The 14,705-nt window shown below is 42.3% G+C and carries 13 protein-coding genes; all 13 read left to right on the forward strand.

Annotation, left to right across the window (positions count from 1 at the left end):
* The first annotated feature begins 201 nt into the window (after positions 1-201).
* From mraZ to GARC_RS21475, 13 genes are read left to right on the forward strand one after another with little or no spacing between them, the layout of a single operon-like run.
* Entirely contained in the window at positions 202-660 is a 459-nt protein-coding gene (gene mraZ, locus GARC_RS21415; protein WP_007624359.1) for a division/cell wall cluster transcriptional repressor MraZ, read from the forward strand.
* Positions 660-1,595 (forward strand): 16S rRNA (cytosine(1402)-N(4))-methyltransferase RsmH, encoded by a 936-nt coding sequence (gene rsmH / locus GARC_RS21420; protein WP_007624361.1) that lies wholly within the window; start codon positions 660-662, stop codon positions 1,593-1,595. Before mraZ ends, rsmH begins: the two co-directional genes overlap by 1 nt.
* Complete coding sequence (gene ftsL, locus GARC_RS21425) at positions 1,592-1,912, forward strand: cell division protein FtsL (RefSeq protein WP_007624363.1); 321 nt, start codon at positions 1,592-1,594, stop codon at positions 1,910-1,912. Before rsmH ends, ftsL begins: the two co-directional genes overlap by 4 nt.
* Complete coding sequence (locus tag GARC_RS21430) at positions 1,909-3,747, forward strand: peptidoglycan glycosyltransferase FtsI (protein WP_007624365.1); 1,839 nt, start codon at positions 1,909-1,911, stop codon at positions 3,745-3,747. The genes ftsL and GARC_RS21430 overlap by 4 nt, the downstream gene beginning before the upstream one ends.
* Positions 3,737-5,299, forward strand: a complete 1,563-nt coding sequence (gene murE, locus GARC_RS21435; protein ID WP_007624367.1) for a UDP-N-acetylmuramoyl-L-alanyl-D-glutamate--2,6-diaminopimelate ligase — start codon at positions 3,737-3,739, stop codon at positions 5,297-5,299. The genes GARC_RS21430 and murE overlap by 11 nt, the downstream gene beginning before the upstream one ends.
* The gene (locus GARC_RS21440) at positions 5,296-6,705 is read left to right on the forward strand and encodes a UDP-N-acetylmuramoyl-tripeptide--D-alanyl-D-alanine ligase (protein ID WP_007624369.1); all 1,410 of its coding nucleotides are present in this window, start codon (positions 5,296-5,298) and stop codon (positions 6,703-6,705) included. The genes murE and GARC_RS21440 overlap by 4 nt, the downstream gene beginning before the upstream one ends.
* On the forward strand, positions 6,699-7,781 hold the full coding sequence (mraY, locus tag GARC_RS21445; RefSeq protein WP_007624371.1) for a phospho-N-acetylmuramoyl-pentapeptide-transferase: 1,083 nt from the start codon (positions 6,699-6,701) through the stop codon (positions 7,779-7,781). Before GARC_RS21440 ends, mraY begins: the two co-directional genes overlap by 7 nt.
* Before the next feature lie 27 nt (positions 7,782-7,808).
* Positions 7,809-9,116, forward strand: coding sequence for a UDP-N-acetylmuramoyl-L-alanine--D-glutamate ligase (murD, locus tag GARC_RS21450; RefSeq protein ID WP_007624373.1), 1,308 nt, complete (start codon positions 7,809-7,811; stop codon positions 9,114-9,116).
* Complete coding sequence (gene ftsW, locus GARC_RS21455; protein WP_007624374.1) at positions 9,113-10,453, forward strand: cell division protein FtsW; 1,341 nt, start codon at positions 9,113-9,115, stop codon at positions 10,451-10,453. Before murD ends, ftsW begins: the two co-directional genes overlap by 4 nt.
* On the forward strand, positions 10,446-11,534 hold the full coding sequence (gene murG, locus GARC_RS21460; protein ID WP_007624380.1) for an undecaprenyldiphospho-muramoylpentapeptide beta-N-acetylglucosaminyltransferase: 1,089 nt from the start codon (positions 10,446-10,448) through the stop codon (positions 11,532-11,534). Before ftsW ends, murG begins: the two co-directional genes overlap by 8 nt.
* Positions 11,531-12,985: a UDP-N-acetylmuramate--L-alanine ligase gene (gene murC / locus GARC_RS21465; RefSeq protein WP_007624381.1), complete on the forward strand. Its 1,455-nt coding sequence runs from the start codon at positions 11,531-11,533 to the stop codon at positions 12,983-12,985. Before murG ends, murC begins: the two co-directional genes overlap by 4 nt.
* The gene (locus GARC_RS21470) at positions 12,982-13,938 is read left to right on the forward strand and encodes a D-alanine--D-alanine ligase (RefSeq protein ID WP_039990212.1); all 957 of its coding nucleotides are present in this window, start codon (positions 12,982-12,984) and stop codon (positions 13,936-13,938) included. The genes murC and GARC_RS21470 overlap by 4 nt, the downstream gene beginning before the upstream one ends.
* 47 nt (positions 13,939-13,985) lie before the next feature.
* The gene (locus tag GARC_RS21475; protein ID WP_085948805.1) at positions 13,986-14,693 is read left to right on the forward strand and encodes a cell division protein FtsQ/DivIB; all 708 of its coding nucleotides are present in this window, start codon (positions 13,986-13,988) and stop codon (positions 14,691-14,693) included.
* Positions 14,694-14,705: the final 12 nt, after the last annotated feature.

A 14,705-nucleotide genomic window follows, 5' to 3' on the forward strand; every position in this document is an offset into this window, starting at 1 on the left:
CGATCAATTTGCTGCTTTTAGTCCTTGACATGATAGACGGGTGGTACCTAAACTGTGTATTGTGGGTAAAAGTGGCATAAAGTGGATCTGGCGGATTATTTAATCCCAAAAAAGCCTAAAAAAAACAAGACCAGATTTTGTTGAGTGTTGTCTTTACTAGTTAATTTTCGATAGATAAAAATAAAAAAGGTTAGGGGAATAATGTTCCGCGGCGCTAATGCAATCAATCTAGATGTTAAAGGTCGAGTGACTATACCTACAAGGTATAGGCAGTCCTTGCTGGATGATTGTCAGGGACAACTGGTCTGCACTATCGATACGCAACAGCCTTGTTTGCTGCTTTACCCGCTTCCCGAGTGGGAAGAAATAGAACTTAAATTAAGCCGTCTCTCAAGTATGAATCCACACGAACGTAGAATGCAGCGTTTATTGTTGGGTTATGCCAATGAAGGTGAGATGGATAAAAACGGGCGATTTTTATTAGGCGCACCTTTGCGTCAACATGCCAAGCTCGATAAACAAATTATGTTAGTTGGCCAGTTCAATAAATTTGAGATCTGGGACGCAGACGTATGGCAACAACAAATCAATTTAGATGTAGCGACTGAACTAGAAGCTAACTTTGAATTGACAGAACGACTGCAGGACTTCTCACTTTAATGGAAAACGATTTTTCACATCTAGCAGTATTACTGCAGGAATCAATAGACGGTTTAGCTATTAAGCCCGATGGCATCTACATGGATGCAACTTTTGGGCGTGGTGGTCATTCTAGACAAATACTAAAAGCCTTATCACCTAAAGGTCAGTTAATTGCCTTTGATCGTGACCTTAGTGCCATCGAAGCGGCAAAGTCGCTGGCAGATGATCCGCGTTTTTCTATTCATCATCGCCCTTTTTCCGAATTACAAGCTGTGGCCGAAGAGCTAGGTTTAATCGGAAAAATTGATGGGATCTTAATGGATCTAGGCGTGTCTTCACCACAGCTTGATGATGCAGAGCGTGGTTTTAGTTTTATGCGTAATGGGCCGCTCGATATGCGTATGGACACCACCAGAGGCGTAAGTGCCGCTGATTGGTTAGCCGTAGCTGAAGAACAAGATATCACGCAAGTTATCAAAGAATTTGGCGAAGAAAAGTTTGGTAAACGTATTGCTCACGGTATTGTGAATGCCCGTCAAATTGCGCCTATTACCGATACCGCCCAATTGGCCGAGATTATTGATTTAGCTGTGCCGGTTAAAGATAAATACAAACATCCCGCTACTCGAAGCTTCCAAGCCATACGTATCTATGTAAACAGCGAGTTAGACGAAATCAAAACAGGCTTAAAAGCCGCTTTGAATACGTTGGCACCGCAAGGGCGCTTAGCTGTAATTAGTTTTCATTCTTTAGAAGACCGTTTGGTCAAACGTTTTGTGCGGGAGCAAAGTCGTGGTTTAAACGTACCTCATGGCATGCCTATTCTGCAGGCAGAAATAGACGCGGCCAAAGCGATGAAACCTATAGGCAAAGCAATTAAGCCATCTGCTGACGAATTAAAAAGAAATGTACGAGCACGAAGTTCGGTGTTAAGAGTGGCCGAAAAACTATGAGTGGTCACAACACCAACTTTAATCTATTCAGTTTTGTAGCTGCTGATTTAGCCCGCCATCCAGTGCGGGTTTTGTTGTTTCTAGCACTCTTAGTTAGCGCTGGGTTGGTGATACTCAGTGCACACCATAATAGGCAAATGTCGATTGCCATCGAACGCTTGATGCAAGAGAAAGATCAGTTAGATGTGGAGTGGCGCCATTTAGTGCTTGAACAAAGTGCTTTGACAGAACACAACCGTATTGAAGCGCTAGTTAAAAGTGAGCTCAACATGCATCGTCCTCTGCCCAGTGAAGAAGTGGTGGTGCGCATAAAATGAGCCGAATAAGCAGCCCTTCAAAAAATAAAGGTAGAAGCAACCAAGCAAAAGTGAATAGCGCTCCGAGTTTATTACATTGGCGTTTTGTTTTGGTGGTTGCTTCGATTTTATTGGTGTTTGTTGGTCTGGGTATTCGTGCTGCATATATACAAGTTGTATCACCTGATTTATTAATACAACAAGGAGATAACCGTACTTTACGTACCCGTGTTAATCCTTTACATAGAGGTTTGATTGTTGACCGAAATGGTCAGCAGTTAGCTGTCAGTGTGCCAGTTAGAGCAATCTGGGCTGATCCTAAAGCCATAGCTCAAGCCATACAAGAAGCAGAGAAAAAAGCTAAGGAAGATCCTAGCTTTGATTTGCGCGCCGAGCAGCGTGAAAATCAAAAACGCTGGCAGGCCTTGGCTGAAGTATTAGGTCAAAATTTAGAACAACTTAAACAGAAAGTCAGTAATCCAGAAAAACGTTTTGTGTACTTGCAGCGCCAAGTTTCTCACGCGATGGCCGAGTATGTTGAAGAACTTAAGCTCGCAGGGATATATTTGCGTGATGAATCAAGACGTTATTACCCAAGCGGTGAGGTATCGGCTCACGTTGTAGGTTTTACTAATGTTGACGATGCCGGCATTGAAGGGGTCGAAAAGTTATATAACAAATGGTTGGCTGGTGCTCAAGGATCACGAAAAATTCGACGTGACGGAAAAGGCCGAATGGTTGAGCTAATTGAATCTGAAGAAGGCAAAAAACCTCAAAACATTCAATTAACCATAGATCAACGAATTCAAGCTTTGGCTTATAAAGAATTGAAGCAAGCTGTCCAATATTACAAAGCGACCTCTGGCTCGGCTGTGGTAGTGGCGGTTAATACAGGTGAAATTTTGGCGCTAGTCAATAGCCCGTCTTATAACCCCAATAATCGAGCCGGTGTGTCAGCCCATAGAATTCGTAATCGCGCTGTAACTGACGCCTACGAACCAGGTTCGTCAATTAAGCCACTTGCGGTATTAAGTGCCTTAGAATTTGGATCTGCAAAAGTAGACTCTTTGATTGATACCTCTCCTGGATGGATGCATTTAGGCGGCAATATAGTCAGAGACTCCCGTAATTATGGCGAAATTGATTTAACTGAAATTATTCGTAAGTCTAGCAATATGGGTACCTCAAAGCTGGCTTTGTCAGTGCCTAAAGAGTTTTTGCTGGATATGTTCTACAACGTTGGCTTAATGAGTGGCAGTGGCGCTAATTTGCTTGGCGAAATTAACGGCATTTTTAACGAAACAAACCGCTGGTCTGAATTTGAATTATCCACCTTGTCTTTTGGTTATGGTATTTCGGTCACCGCTTTGCAGCTAGCTCGTATGTATAGCATTTTAGGCGATGGTGGCATACGTCGGCCATTGAGTATTATCAAACCAGATACTCCGGTAGAAAGTGAGCGCGTTATCAGCGCCGAGGCGACGCGACAAGTTTTACAGATGATGGAAACAGTGACTGAGAAAAATGGTTCAGCAGAAAAAGCCCATGTGCCAGGTTATCGGGTAGCTGGAAAAACAGGTACGAGTCGTAAAGCCGTTGCCAATGGTTATGGTGAAGAATATGTCAATATTTTTGCAGGTGTTGCCCCAGTATCAGATCCACAATTAGCAGTAGTTATCTTAATCAATGAACCTAAAGGTGAGCTTTATTATGCAGGTCAAACCGCAGCACCGGTTTTTGCTAAAATTATGGCTGCTAGTCTACAAATGCTGAATGTGCCACCCGATGATAAAACGGTTTCGTCAATTGCTGTTTCCGCTGTTGCAAAGAGCATGGAGGCGGAAAATGCAGGTTGATATGGTAAGCATCAATAAACAATTTCCTGAGGCGTTTGATCAGAGTAGTAAACCATTGTTGGCTCATTTTGGCATTGACGCACCCGATATTATGATCAGTGACTTGGTCTTAGATAGTAGAGATGTGGCAATTCATAAGGCTTTTATCGCTATTAACGGACACGCCTTGGATGGACGAGATTTTATTCCTCAAGCGGTTAGTTTAGGAGCCAAAATAATAGTGGCGCAGTGCGATGATATGGCAAATCATGGTCATGTAGAAATGCGCGAACAAAGTGTCATAGTGTCTTTTTATCAATTAGCCGAAAAACTCTCGGAGTTGGCAGGGCATTTTTATCAATTCCCAGCTAATTTAATGTCTGTTATCGCAGTGACAGGTACAAATGGTAAAACTTCTACTGTGCAGTTAACCAGTCAATTGGCCTTTTTAATGGGGGAGCAAGCTGCATCTATCGGTACTTTAGGTGCAGGCATGTATTCTTCGTCGGCTGAATTCCAAGCACAACAAAACACAGTCAACACCACGCCAGATGCTATTAGTATGCAACGTTTATTAGCAGAATTTGTTAATGAAGGAGCATTTCAAGTGGCATTAGAAGCATCGTCACACGCCTTAAAACAGAACCGTATCAAAGCGCTAAAAACCGATATTGCAGTTTTTACGAATTTAAGCCGTGATCACCTTGACTACCATGGTTCAATGGCCGAATACGGGTTAGCAAAAAGACTTTTGTTAAAACAACCTGGATTAGCTTACGCCGTGCTTAACGCGAATGATCCTGAGCATAAAAATTGGTTGGCAAATATTCCCGAAACAACTTCTGTTGTGCTTTATGGGCAAAATATTAATGCCGCTGACATGCCTAGTGAATATCAATATTGTGTGGCCAACAATGTGCGCTATACCGCTGAAGGAATAGCACTTTCGCTGAAATCCTCTTGGGGAGATTGTGAATTGCGATTATCACTATTGGCAGAATTTAATGTTGCCAATGTGTTAGCTGCTATTTGTAGCCAATTATGTCTGGGCAAAAATATAAAACAGATTGCGTACATCGTTCAGAAGCTTAAACCAGTTGCTGGTCGGATGGAGCTGTATTGCCGTCAAAACCACGCCACTATTGTGGTGGATTATGCACATACTCCGGACGCTTTAGAAAAAGCCTTGTTAGCCACTAAACAACATTGCCATGGAAAATTATTCTGCGTATTTGGTTGTGGTGGAGATCGCGATGTGGGCAAGCGGTCTTTAATGGGCGAAATTGCCGAGAGATTAGCTGATCACGTCATCTTAACTGATGACAATGTGCGCAGTGAAAACCCTAAAGATATCATTCAAGACATCTTATCTGGCTGTATCAACCCAGAGCAAATTCTGGTGGAACATGACAGAAAAACGGCAATCAAAATTGCTGCCAAACAAGCTTCTGCTGGCGACATGATTTTAGTAGCGGGTAAAGGCCATGAAAATTATCAAATTATAGGTAATCAAACACTGGCATACGATGAACGCCAGTTTGTTGCACTTTTTCAAGAGGGGAAAAAAGTATGATCCCGGTTTCACTATCCTGGGTTGCAGAACAGGTTAATGGGCAGTTAATAGCTCAGCAACAACAGAATTTGATTATTGAAGGTGTCAGTACAGATACCAGAAGTATTCAGTCAACTGATCTGTTTTTGGCATTGAAAGGTCCGAATTTTGATGGCCATAAATTTATTCAGCAAGCTGAAGAAAAAGGTGCCGTAGCGTTAATTTTGTCACAGCATGTTGATACAAAATTACCTTATATTTTGGTTGAAGATACTACCTTGGCCTTAGGTTTATTAGGTGCTGCGGTGAAAGCTAAAGTTGCACCAAAAACTGTGGGTATTACCGGTAGTAGTGGTAAAACAACGGTTAAAGAAATGGTGGCGGCTATCTTGTCGCGCCGTGGCAAAGTGTTGGCGACTAATGGTAATTTTAACAATGAGTTAGGTGTGCCGATGACGTTGCTTAGATTAGAGCAACAACATGAGTTTGCAGTGATTGAAATGGGGGCCAATCATTTAGGTGAAATTGCCTATACAACTAATTTAGTTAAGCCAGATGTCGCGACTATAGTAAATGCCGCTGCAGCGCACTTAGAAGGTTTTGGCAGTTTGCTTGGGGTCGCCAGAGCAAAAAGTGAAATATTTAAAGGTTTATCAGAGGAAGATGGTTTAGCTATTGTTAACGCCGATAGCCAATTTGCAGACTATTGGTTAGGTAAACTTAAATACAACAAGGTACAAACTTTCTCTGCTGAAAAACCAGCAGATGTATATGCTGAAGACATCATTCTTGGTTTGGATGGTTGCGCGCAGTTCGAATTAGTTACACCTAAAGGGCGCATCGCTATTAGTCTATCTTTGCCTGGAGAGCATAACGTAAGTAATGCTTTAGTGGCGACTGCACTAGCTTTAGAAGTAGGCGCAACGCTGCAAGATGTGCGTGAGGGGCTACGTGATATGCCACATGTTGCCGGTCGTTTGCATGTTAAACAGCTGACTAATCAAGTGAAAATTTTGGATGATACCTACAATGCAAATGTAGGCTCGGTAAATGCTGCAATCGACTTGTTGTCTAGTTTTGCTGGGATAAAAATACTGGTACTTGGGGATATGGCCGAATTAGGCGAAAAAGCCCGCTATTACCATGAACAAGTTGGTGAATATGCCAAACAAAAGGGTATCGATAAACTCTATACCTTGGGTGTATTGAGTCAAAGTGCTAGTGATGTGTTTGCTGATCAAGGTCGTCATTTTAGCCGTGTAGAGCAGGTTGTTGAGTTTATCAACCAACAAACCTTGCCGCAAAAATGTGACATCAGCATTTTGGTTAAAGGTTCTCGCAGTGCGCGTATGGAATTAGTGGTCAAAGCGTTGGAGGAATCCCCATTGGGAAAGCTTGAACGTTTCAGGGAGAGAATTGCATGCTGATTTGGTTAGCAGATTGGCTACAGCAGTTTGAAGCAGGTTTTCGAGTATTCTCGTATTTAACCTTGCGCGCTATATTAAGCACCTTAACTGCTTTGTTAATTGCTGTGATTATTGGTCCAAAAATGATCCGTTGGTTGCAGCGTATGCAAATAGGTCAAACCATTCGTGATGATGGTCCAGAATCCCATTTTGCGAAATCGGGCACACCCACTATGGGTGGATTGCTTATCTTGGCTGCCATTGTGTCTAGTGTGTTGTTGTGGAGTGATTTGACCAACAGATACGTGTGGGTCACCTTGTTTGTTTTGGTTAGTTTCGGTGTTATTGGTTTTGTGGATGATTACCGTAAAGTGATCCGTAAAGATGCTAAAGGTTTAATCGCTCGTTGGAAGTACTTTTGGCAGTCTGTTATTGCCATTGTTGTTGCGCTCTACTTGTATTCAAGCCAACAAAATCCTGCTGAAACCGCTTTGTTAGTGCCATTTTTTAAAGACGTTATGCCGCAAATGGGGATGCTGTTTTTAGTTGTGACATATTTCGTTATTGTAGGCACAAGTAACGCTGTAAACCTGACTGACGGTTTGGACGGGCTTGCGATAGTTCCTGTTGTTTTAGTGGCAGGAGCTTTTGCCATATTTGCCTATGTAACAGGCAATATTAATTTTTCTGCATATCTGCATATTCCTTATCTGCCACTTACCAGTGAGTTAGTTATTGTCTGTACAGCCATAGTAGGAGCTGGCCTAGGATTTTTATGGTTTAACACTTATCCGGCTCAGGTGTTTATGGGAGATGTTGGCTCTTTAGCCTTAGGTGGAACATTAGGGATACTGGCGGTATTAGTTCGCCAAGAAATCGTTTTATTTATTATGGGCGGTATTTTTGTTGCCGAAACTATGTCGGTTATTTTACAAGTTGGGTCGTTCAAAATGCGTGGAAAACGAATTTTTAGAATGGCGCCAATACATCATCACTACGAACTAAAAGGCTGGCCTGAGCCGCGCGTTATCGTGCGCTTCTGGATTATTTCACTGATGTTAGTGTTAGTGGGTTTAGCCACATTGAAATTGCGTTAATTAGGTTAAAAGGAAGAATAAGTAACAGTGCAAAAATTGTCGTTAGCTAATAAAAATATCGCGGTAGTAGGAATGGGCCTTACTGGCTTATCTTGCGTGCGTTTTTTATTAGCTAAAAAGGCAAATGTTATTGCTATGGACACCCGTAATGAATTGCCACTTAGATTAGATATCCCTTTAGTATTAGGTGAGTTGAATGTGGCTAAATTAACTCAAGCAGACTTGATAGTGCTAAGCCCAGGTGTCGACCTAAATAACCCGGCTATTCAAAAAGCCATTGAGGCTGGTGTCCATGTGATTGGTGATATCGAATTATTTGCTCAGTTTAATAGCTGTCCTGTAATCGCAATTACCGGTTCAAACGGAAAGTCGACTGTGACACACCTAGTAATGGAAATGTGTAAAGCGGCAGGTAAAAAGGTATTAATGGGTGGCAATATTGGTGTGCCAGCTTTGGACTTATTAGAACAGTCGGCCGATGTTATTGTGCTTGAACTGTCGAGTTTTCAATTAGAAACGACTTACTCATTAAGGCCATTTGCAGCAACAGTTTTAAACATTAGCGAAGATCATTTAGACCGTCACGGTGATTTGGCGACTTACCAGCAAATCAAACTTAAGATATATCAAAATTGCCAATTTATGGTCTGTAACAGAGATGACATCTTGTCTTACCCTGTTAACGCAAAAGTGGACATGACTTATGGGTTATCCCTAACTAAGCATGGTTTTTCTTGGGATAGTGAAAAAGCCTGTATCTTATTAGAAGGTAAAACTTTCTTAGACAGCAAAAGTTGTTTGTTAGTGGGTGCTCATAATATGTTGAACATTCAAGCTGCGGCGGCTTTAGCAAAAACATTTGGTATTGATGATCAGAGTATTCGACTAGGTGCGCAAAATTTTGGTGGTTTGCCTCATAGATGCCAAACCGTTTCTATGTTCAATAATGTGCGCTGGATCAATGATTCAAAAGCAACCAATGTTGGCGCTACTTTGGCCGCTATTCATGGTCTGGCTCCCAACTTTAACGGCAAGTTGATATTGATTGCCGGTGGCGAAGGTAAAGGCGCAGATTTTACTGTTATGGGTGAGTGTTTAAAACAATTTGTTAGTTTACTCATAACCCTTGGCAAAGACGGTGACAAAATCGCTTCCTTGCATAGCAATAATGTAAAAGTACAAACCATACAAGAGGCAGTTTTAGTGGCGGCTAAACACAGTCAGGCAGGTGATATTGTGTTGCTTTCACCCGCTTGTGCCAGTTTAGATATGTTTGTTAGTTATCAGCAAAGGGGCGATTGTTTTGCCCAAGCTGTGCAGGAGCTAGCAGCATGAGTGTTTTGACCGAAAATAAAGTCAGTGCGCTTAGACAATTGTTTATGTCAAAACATGACAAAACCCAGGCACCCAATAAAGCCAGTGTGCAGCCATATGATCAATCATTAATACTCTTGGCCATTGCTTTGTTATCGATTGGCTTGGTTGTGGTGACGTCGGCTTCAATGCCCGTAGCAGATAGATTGTTTGGTAATCCATTTCACTTTGCTATTCGCCATGGAATTTATGTTGTTTTGGCGATGACTGCAGCATTGATCGTAATGCAAATACCAATGCGTTGGTGGCGTAAAAGCAATGTCTGGTTGTTGCTTTTGGCTGTAGTTTTATTGATTGCAGTGCTGGTAATAGGCCGCAGCGTAAACGGCAGTACCCGTTGGTTAGTTGTTGGACCTATCACTATTCAAGCTGCCGAACCCGCTAAATTATTTTTCTTCTGTTATTTGGCTGGATATCTAGTGCGCCGCTATGAGGAAGTGACTGAGAATTTAAAAGGTTTTATCAAACCTTTAGTGGTGTTTTTTGCCCTCGCTTTGTTACTTCTACTACAACCAGATCTAGGCACTGTAGTGGTCATGTTGTTAACCACTATTGGTTTATTATTTTTGGCTGGGGCTAAACTGTGGCAGTTTTTCAGCTTGGCCATTGCTGGCACTTTAGCTGTGGTAATGCTGATTGTTTTTGAAGAATATCGAGTGCGGCGAATTACCTCTTTCCTTGACCCATGGGCTGATCCTTTTGGTAGTGGTTATCAATTAACTCAATCACTGATGGCATATGGTCGTGGTGATGTGTTTGGTCAAGGTTTAGGCAATAGTTTACAAAAACTTGAATACTTACCTGAAGCCCATACTGATTTTATCATGGCCATTTTAGCTGAAGAGTTCGGTTTTTCTGGCGTATTGGCAGTTTTGGTTATCATGCTGGTAATTGTAATGAAGGCGATGAAAATGGGCAATTTAGCATTACGTAAAGAGCGCCCATTTGATGCCTATTTAGCCTATTCGATTGGTATATGGTTCAGTTTACAAACTGCTGTGAATGTTGGTGCTAGTGCGGGTATTTTACCGACTAAGGGATTAACCTTTCCATTATTAAGTTACGGTGGCTCAAGCATGATAGTGATGTCGGTAGCTGTGGCCATTTTAGTCCGAATTGACTTCGAAATGCGCGTAGATGGAATTCAAGCTATCAACAAAGACAGCGCTGCTAAAGGTAAAAAAAGAACCTTAGTCAAAAAAGCCAAGCAAAAAGTAAACACTGTTATCGAGGACGTTATTGAAGAAGTGCAATTAGACTCATCAACAAATGCAAAATCTGGAGGCCTCTATGACTAAACGTTTACTTGTTATGGCTGGTGGTACTGGAGGGCATGTTTTCCCAGGGTTAGCCGTTGCTTCTGAACTGGCTGCAAAAAATTGGCAAATTCATTGGTTGGGCACGGCAGGGCGTATGGAAGCTCAGATAGTGCCGCAAGCGGGTTATCCTATAAGTTTTATCGATGTAGTAGGAGTGCGAAAAAATGGATTAGGCACTTTGTTATTGGCGCCATTTAAAGTGATTAAAGCCATTTTTCAAGCACATAAAGTGATCCAAGAATTTAAACCTCATGTTGTTATTGGTATGGGGGGATTTGCTAGTGGACCAGGAGGTGTTGCGGCATGGTTAAACCGTTTGCCGTTGATTTTGCATGAGCAAAATGCGGTACCTGGACTAACCAATAAACTGTTGTCTTATATCGCTAAAAAAGTGTTGACGGGATTTGACAATACCTTCCCAGAGCAACAGTTAAATCAAAACAATAAATATGCTTGGGTAGGCAATCCAGTGCGCCGAGAGTTTGCGGAATTAACAGTTAAAGATAGTGTTGACTTGCCTCTTAATCTGCTTGTCATAGGCGGTAGCTTAGGCGCGCAAGTGTTAAATGAAACTGTGCCTTTAGCAGTGGCAAATATTAAAGATGTAAATATTCGTCATCAAACTGGGGCAGGGCATTTGACCTCTGTACAAGAGACTTATAGCCAGCAATCCATTGACCTGGATTGTTATCAAATTACTGAGTTTATCGATGATATTCCCGCAGCTTATGCTTGGGCAGACTTAGTTATTTGCCGAGCAGGGGCATTAACAGTAGCTGAAGTCGCTGCTGCCGGAGTAGCGGCGATATTTGTACCTTTGCCCTACGCAGTAGACGATCATCAAACAAAAAATGCGCAAACTTTGGTAGATGTGCAAGCCGCACATTTGTTACCCCAAAGTGAGCTAACAGCACACACATTGCAGGCATTGCTGCAAGGGTATGTGCAGTCACCAAACACATTAATAGACATGGGTAAACGTGCTAGAACCTTTGCCCGTTTAGATGCCGCTCAAGAAGTTGCGCATTGTTGTATTGAATTAAGCGAGCGAGCAGCATGAACAAAGAAACTCCAGCCCATTATCACGTGCCTGAGATGCGCAGAATAAAACACATTCATTTTGTGGGGATTGGTGGCGCAGGCATGGGCGGTATTGCTGAAGTATTGCTTAACGAGGGCTATGCTATTTCTGGCTCAGATCGTCAGGCCAATGGTATGACGGAAAGGTTACAAAATTTGGGCGCGATCATTTATTTCGGTCATCTTGCCAGTAATATTGAGTTAGCTAATGTGGTGGTGGTATCTAGCGCCATTGACCATAGCAATCCGGAAATAAGTGCCGCAAAAGAAAAACGCATCCCGGTAATACGCCGAGCAGAAATGTTGGCTGAATTGATGCGTTTTCGTCATGGTATTGCAGTAGCAGGTACCCATGGAAAAACCACTACTACTAGCCTCATTTCAACTATTTTTGCCGAAGCGAAACTCGATCCAACATTTGTAATTGGTGGCCTGTTAAATAGCGCAGGCACTAATGCCAGATTAGGTGATAGTCAGTATCTCATTGCCGAAGCTGATGAAAGCGACGCGTCTTTTGTGCACCTACAACCTATGGTGTCTGTGGTAACAAATATCGAAGCTGATCATATGGAAACCTATCAAGGTGATTTCCAAAAGATGCAAGATACTTATGTCGATTTTCTACACAACTTGCCTTTCTATGGTTTAGCTGTGTTGTGTATCGATGATCCTGTCATTCAAAAATTGCTGCCACGAGTGGGACGTCAATATTTGACTTATGGTGTCTCTGAAAAAGCCGATGTACGCGCGGTAAACATCCAATTAGGCTTTAATCAAAGTACTTTTGATGTATTACGAGAAAATTTACCGCCGCTGTCTATCACAGTTAATATTCCCGGACAGCATAATGTGTTGAATTCCTTGGCAGCCATTGCTGTGGCAACCGATGAAGGACTAGAAGACCAATACATAGTCAAGGCGTTAGCTGAGTTTTCAGGTATTGGCCGACGCTTTGAGTTTCTGGGAGATTTTGCTACGTCAAAAGGCCAAGCTATCTTGATCGATGACTACGGGCATCATCCAACTGAAGTAGCTGCCACAATAGCCGTAGCCAGAAACAACTGGCCAGATAGACGTTTAGTTATGGCCTATCAGCCCCACCGTTTTAGCCGTACTCGAGATTTGTACGAAGATTTTGTCAAAGTACTGTCTCAGGTTGATGTGTTGTTGTTACTCGAAGTGTATTCGGCCGGTGAAGAGGCGATTGATGGCGCTGATAGTCGTTCTTTGTGCCGCTCTATTCGTCAGCGTGGGCAACTCGAACCTATTTATGTTTCAGACACGGCTGAATTGCCTAAGTTGTTAGCTGAAAGTCTTAACGATCAAGATATTGTTCTGACTCAAGGTGCAGGCAACATAGGGCAAATAGCTAAGTTTTTGCAAACAAACAAATTGGAACCTGCATTATTAAGTAAAGGGTTAAAGTCGTGAGCAAGCAGCATTCATTATCCGCAAATTCTAATAACTATGGAAAAGTTGCCGTAATGTTCGGTGGTAGTTCGGCTGAAAGAGAGGTGTCTCTTAATTCGGGTAAAGCCGTATTGCGAGGTTTGCTTGATATGGGGATTGATGCTCACCCTTTTGACCCTGCTGAGCAACCTTTAATCCAATTGTTGGACGAAAAATTTGAGCGTGTGGTTATTATGTTACATGGCCGCGGTGGTGAAGATGGTTCACTGCAGGGGGCATTACAACAACTTAATTTACCCTACTCTGGAAGCGGTGTGTTGGGTTCTGCATTATGCATGGATAAAATTCGCAGCAAACTGGTGTGGCAGAGTTTAGGACTACCAACAGCCAATTATAAAATAGCTGATAAAAGTAGCTATGATGCGGGATCATGCGGGGCTATAATGGCCGACTTGGGGAATGAGGTCATGGTCAAACCTGCGCAGGAGGGGTCCAGCATAGGTATGGCTAAAGCGAGTAGTGCGCTACAACTAGAAACTGCCATTCAAGACGCATTTAAATATGATGATAAAGTCTTGATCGAGCAGTTCGTTCATGGTTCTGAATATACCGTTAGCATACTGAATGGCAAAGCTTTGCCATCTATCAGTATGACCACTCCCCGTGTTTTTTATGATTATGCAGCAAAATATCAAGCGGATAGCACAGTATATAGCTGTCCTAGTGGCTTGCCCGATGAACTCGAAATTAAACTGGGCGAATTGGCGCTTGAGGCATTTGATGCATTAGCAGGCTCAGGTTGGGGTCGTGTGGATTTTATGCAGGATAAACTAGGTCGCTTTTATTTATTAGAAGCGAATACCGTGCCGGGTATGACTGAAAAAAGTTTGGTGCCACTTGCGGCAAAACAATCCGGAATGAGCTTTGCGGAGTTGTCTTTAGCTGTACTTAAAACAACTGAGGTTTCTAGGTGAGTGACTTACCTGCATTAGCTGAACCAGGTAAAAGTTCGCATTTTTATATGGGACTGGCTTTTTTTATCTGTTTGTTGCTGTTGTTAGTATTTGCATTGCTCAAATTGAATGCGTTTTTGGAAGATGAACAACAAGCTCCAGTGCAAGATATTGTTGTTTCTGGAGATAGAATATTTATTGATGATCAAAAGATACAGATATTGATCAAACAATCACAACCAGGCAGTTTTTTTGAGTTAGATGTCAATCAAACCCATCAAATTGTTGAAGCTATGCCTTGGGTTTATCGAGCGTCGGTACGAAAACGCTGGCCTAATGGATTAGAAGTTTTTGTGGTTGAGCAACAGCCCGCGGCGATATGGAACGGCGATATGTTGCTTAATCAGTATGGTGATGCATTTGATGCGCAAATTAGCAGTGCAGATTTGAGCTCTAAAATATCCTTGCCTAATTTGTATGGGCCAGGTGGCAGTGAACAAACAGCCTTGCAAGGCTACCGTAATATGCAGTCGTTATTAGACGCAACAAATTTGTATATTGTGGAAATGTTTTTAAGTGAACGTTTTGCTTGGAATGTTCAGTTAAACAATGGCATCAAGTTAAATTTAGGGCGCACTGAGTTTATTGACCGATTACAGCGATTCGTGGATTTATTCCCACTTATTTCGGAGCAGGACAGACAAGTGGATTATGTAGACTTGCGCTATGACACAGGGTTAGCAGTCGGCTGGAAAACCTTGGATAAAGCAGCATAAATTAAACCAGCA

The organism is Paraglaciecola arctica BSs20135 (assembly GCF_000314995.1).
Classification (GTDB): domain Bacteria; phylum Pseudomonadota; class Gammaproteobacteria; order Enterobacterales; family Alteromonadaceae; genus Paraglaciecola; species Paraglaciecola arctica.

What these genes read in the sequence shown, in the direction of transcription:
- GARC_RS21440 (WP_007624369.1), top strand. Translation starts at nt 5,296, where the DNA reads ATGATCCCGGTTTCACTATCCTGGGTTGCAGAACAGGTTAATGGGCAG.
- murC (WP_007624381.1), top strand. Translation starts at nt 11,531, where the DNA reads ATGAACAAAGAAACTCCAGCCCATTATCACGTGCCTGAGATGCGCAGA.
- GARC_RS21475 (WP_085948805.1), top strand. Translation starts at nt 13,986, where the DNA reads ATGGGACTGGCTTTTTTTATCTGTTTGTTGCTGTTGTTAGTATTTGCA.
- mraY (WP_007624371.1), top strand. Translation starts at nt 6,699, where the DNA reads ATGCTGATTTGGTTAGCAGATTGGCTACAGCAGTTTGAAGCAGGTTTT.
- ftsL (WP_007624363.1), top strand. Translation starts at nt 1,592, where the DNA reads ATGAGTGGTCACAACACCAACTTTAATCTATTCAGTTTTGTAGCTGCT.
- mraZ (WP_007624359.1), top strand. Translation starts at nt 202, where the DNA reads ATGTTCCGCGGCGCTAATGCAATCAATCTAGATGTTAAAGGTCGAGTG.
- rsmH (WP_007624361.1), top strand. Translation starts at nt 660, where the DNA reads ATGGAAAACGATTTTTCACATCTAGCAGTATTACTGCAGGAATCAATA.
- murE (WP_007624367.1), top strand. Translation starts at nt 3,737, where the DNA reads ATGCAGGTTGATATGGTAAGCATCAATAAACAATTTCCTGAGGCGTTT.
- GARC_RS21430 (WP_007624365.1), top strand. Translation starts at nt 1,909, where the DNA reads ATGAGCCGAATAAGCAGCCCTTCAAAAAATAAAGGTAGAAGCAACCAA.
- ftsW (WP_007624374.1), top strand. Translation starts at nt 9,113, where the DNA reads ATGAGTGTTTTGACCGAAAATAAAGTCAGTGCGCTTAGACAATTGTTT.
- murG (WP_007624380.1), top strand. Translation starts at nt 10,446, where the DNA reads ATGACTAAACGTTTACTTGTTATGGCTGGTGGTACTGGAGGGCATGTT.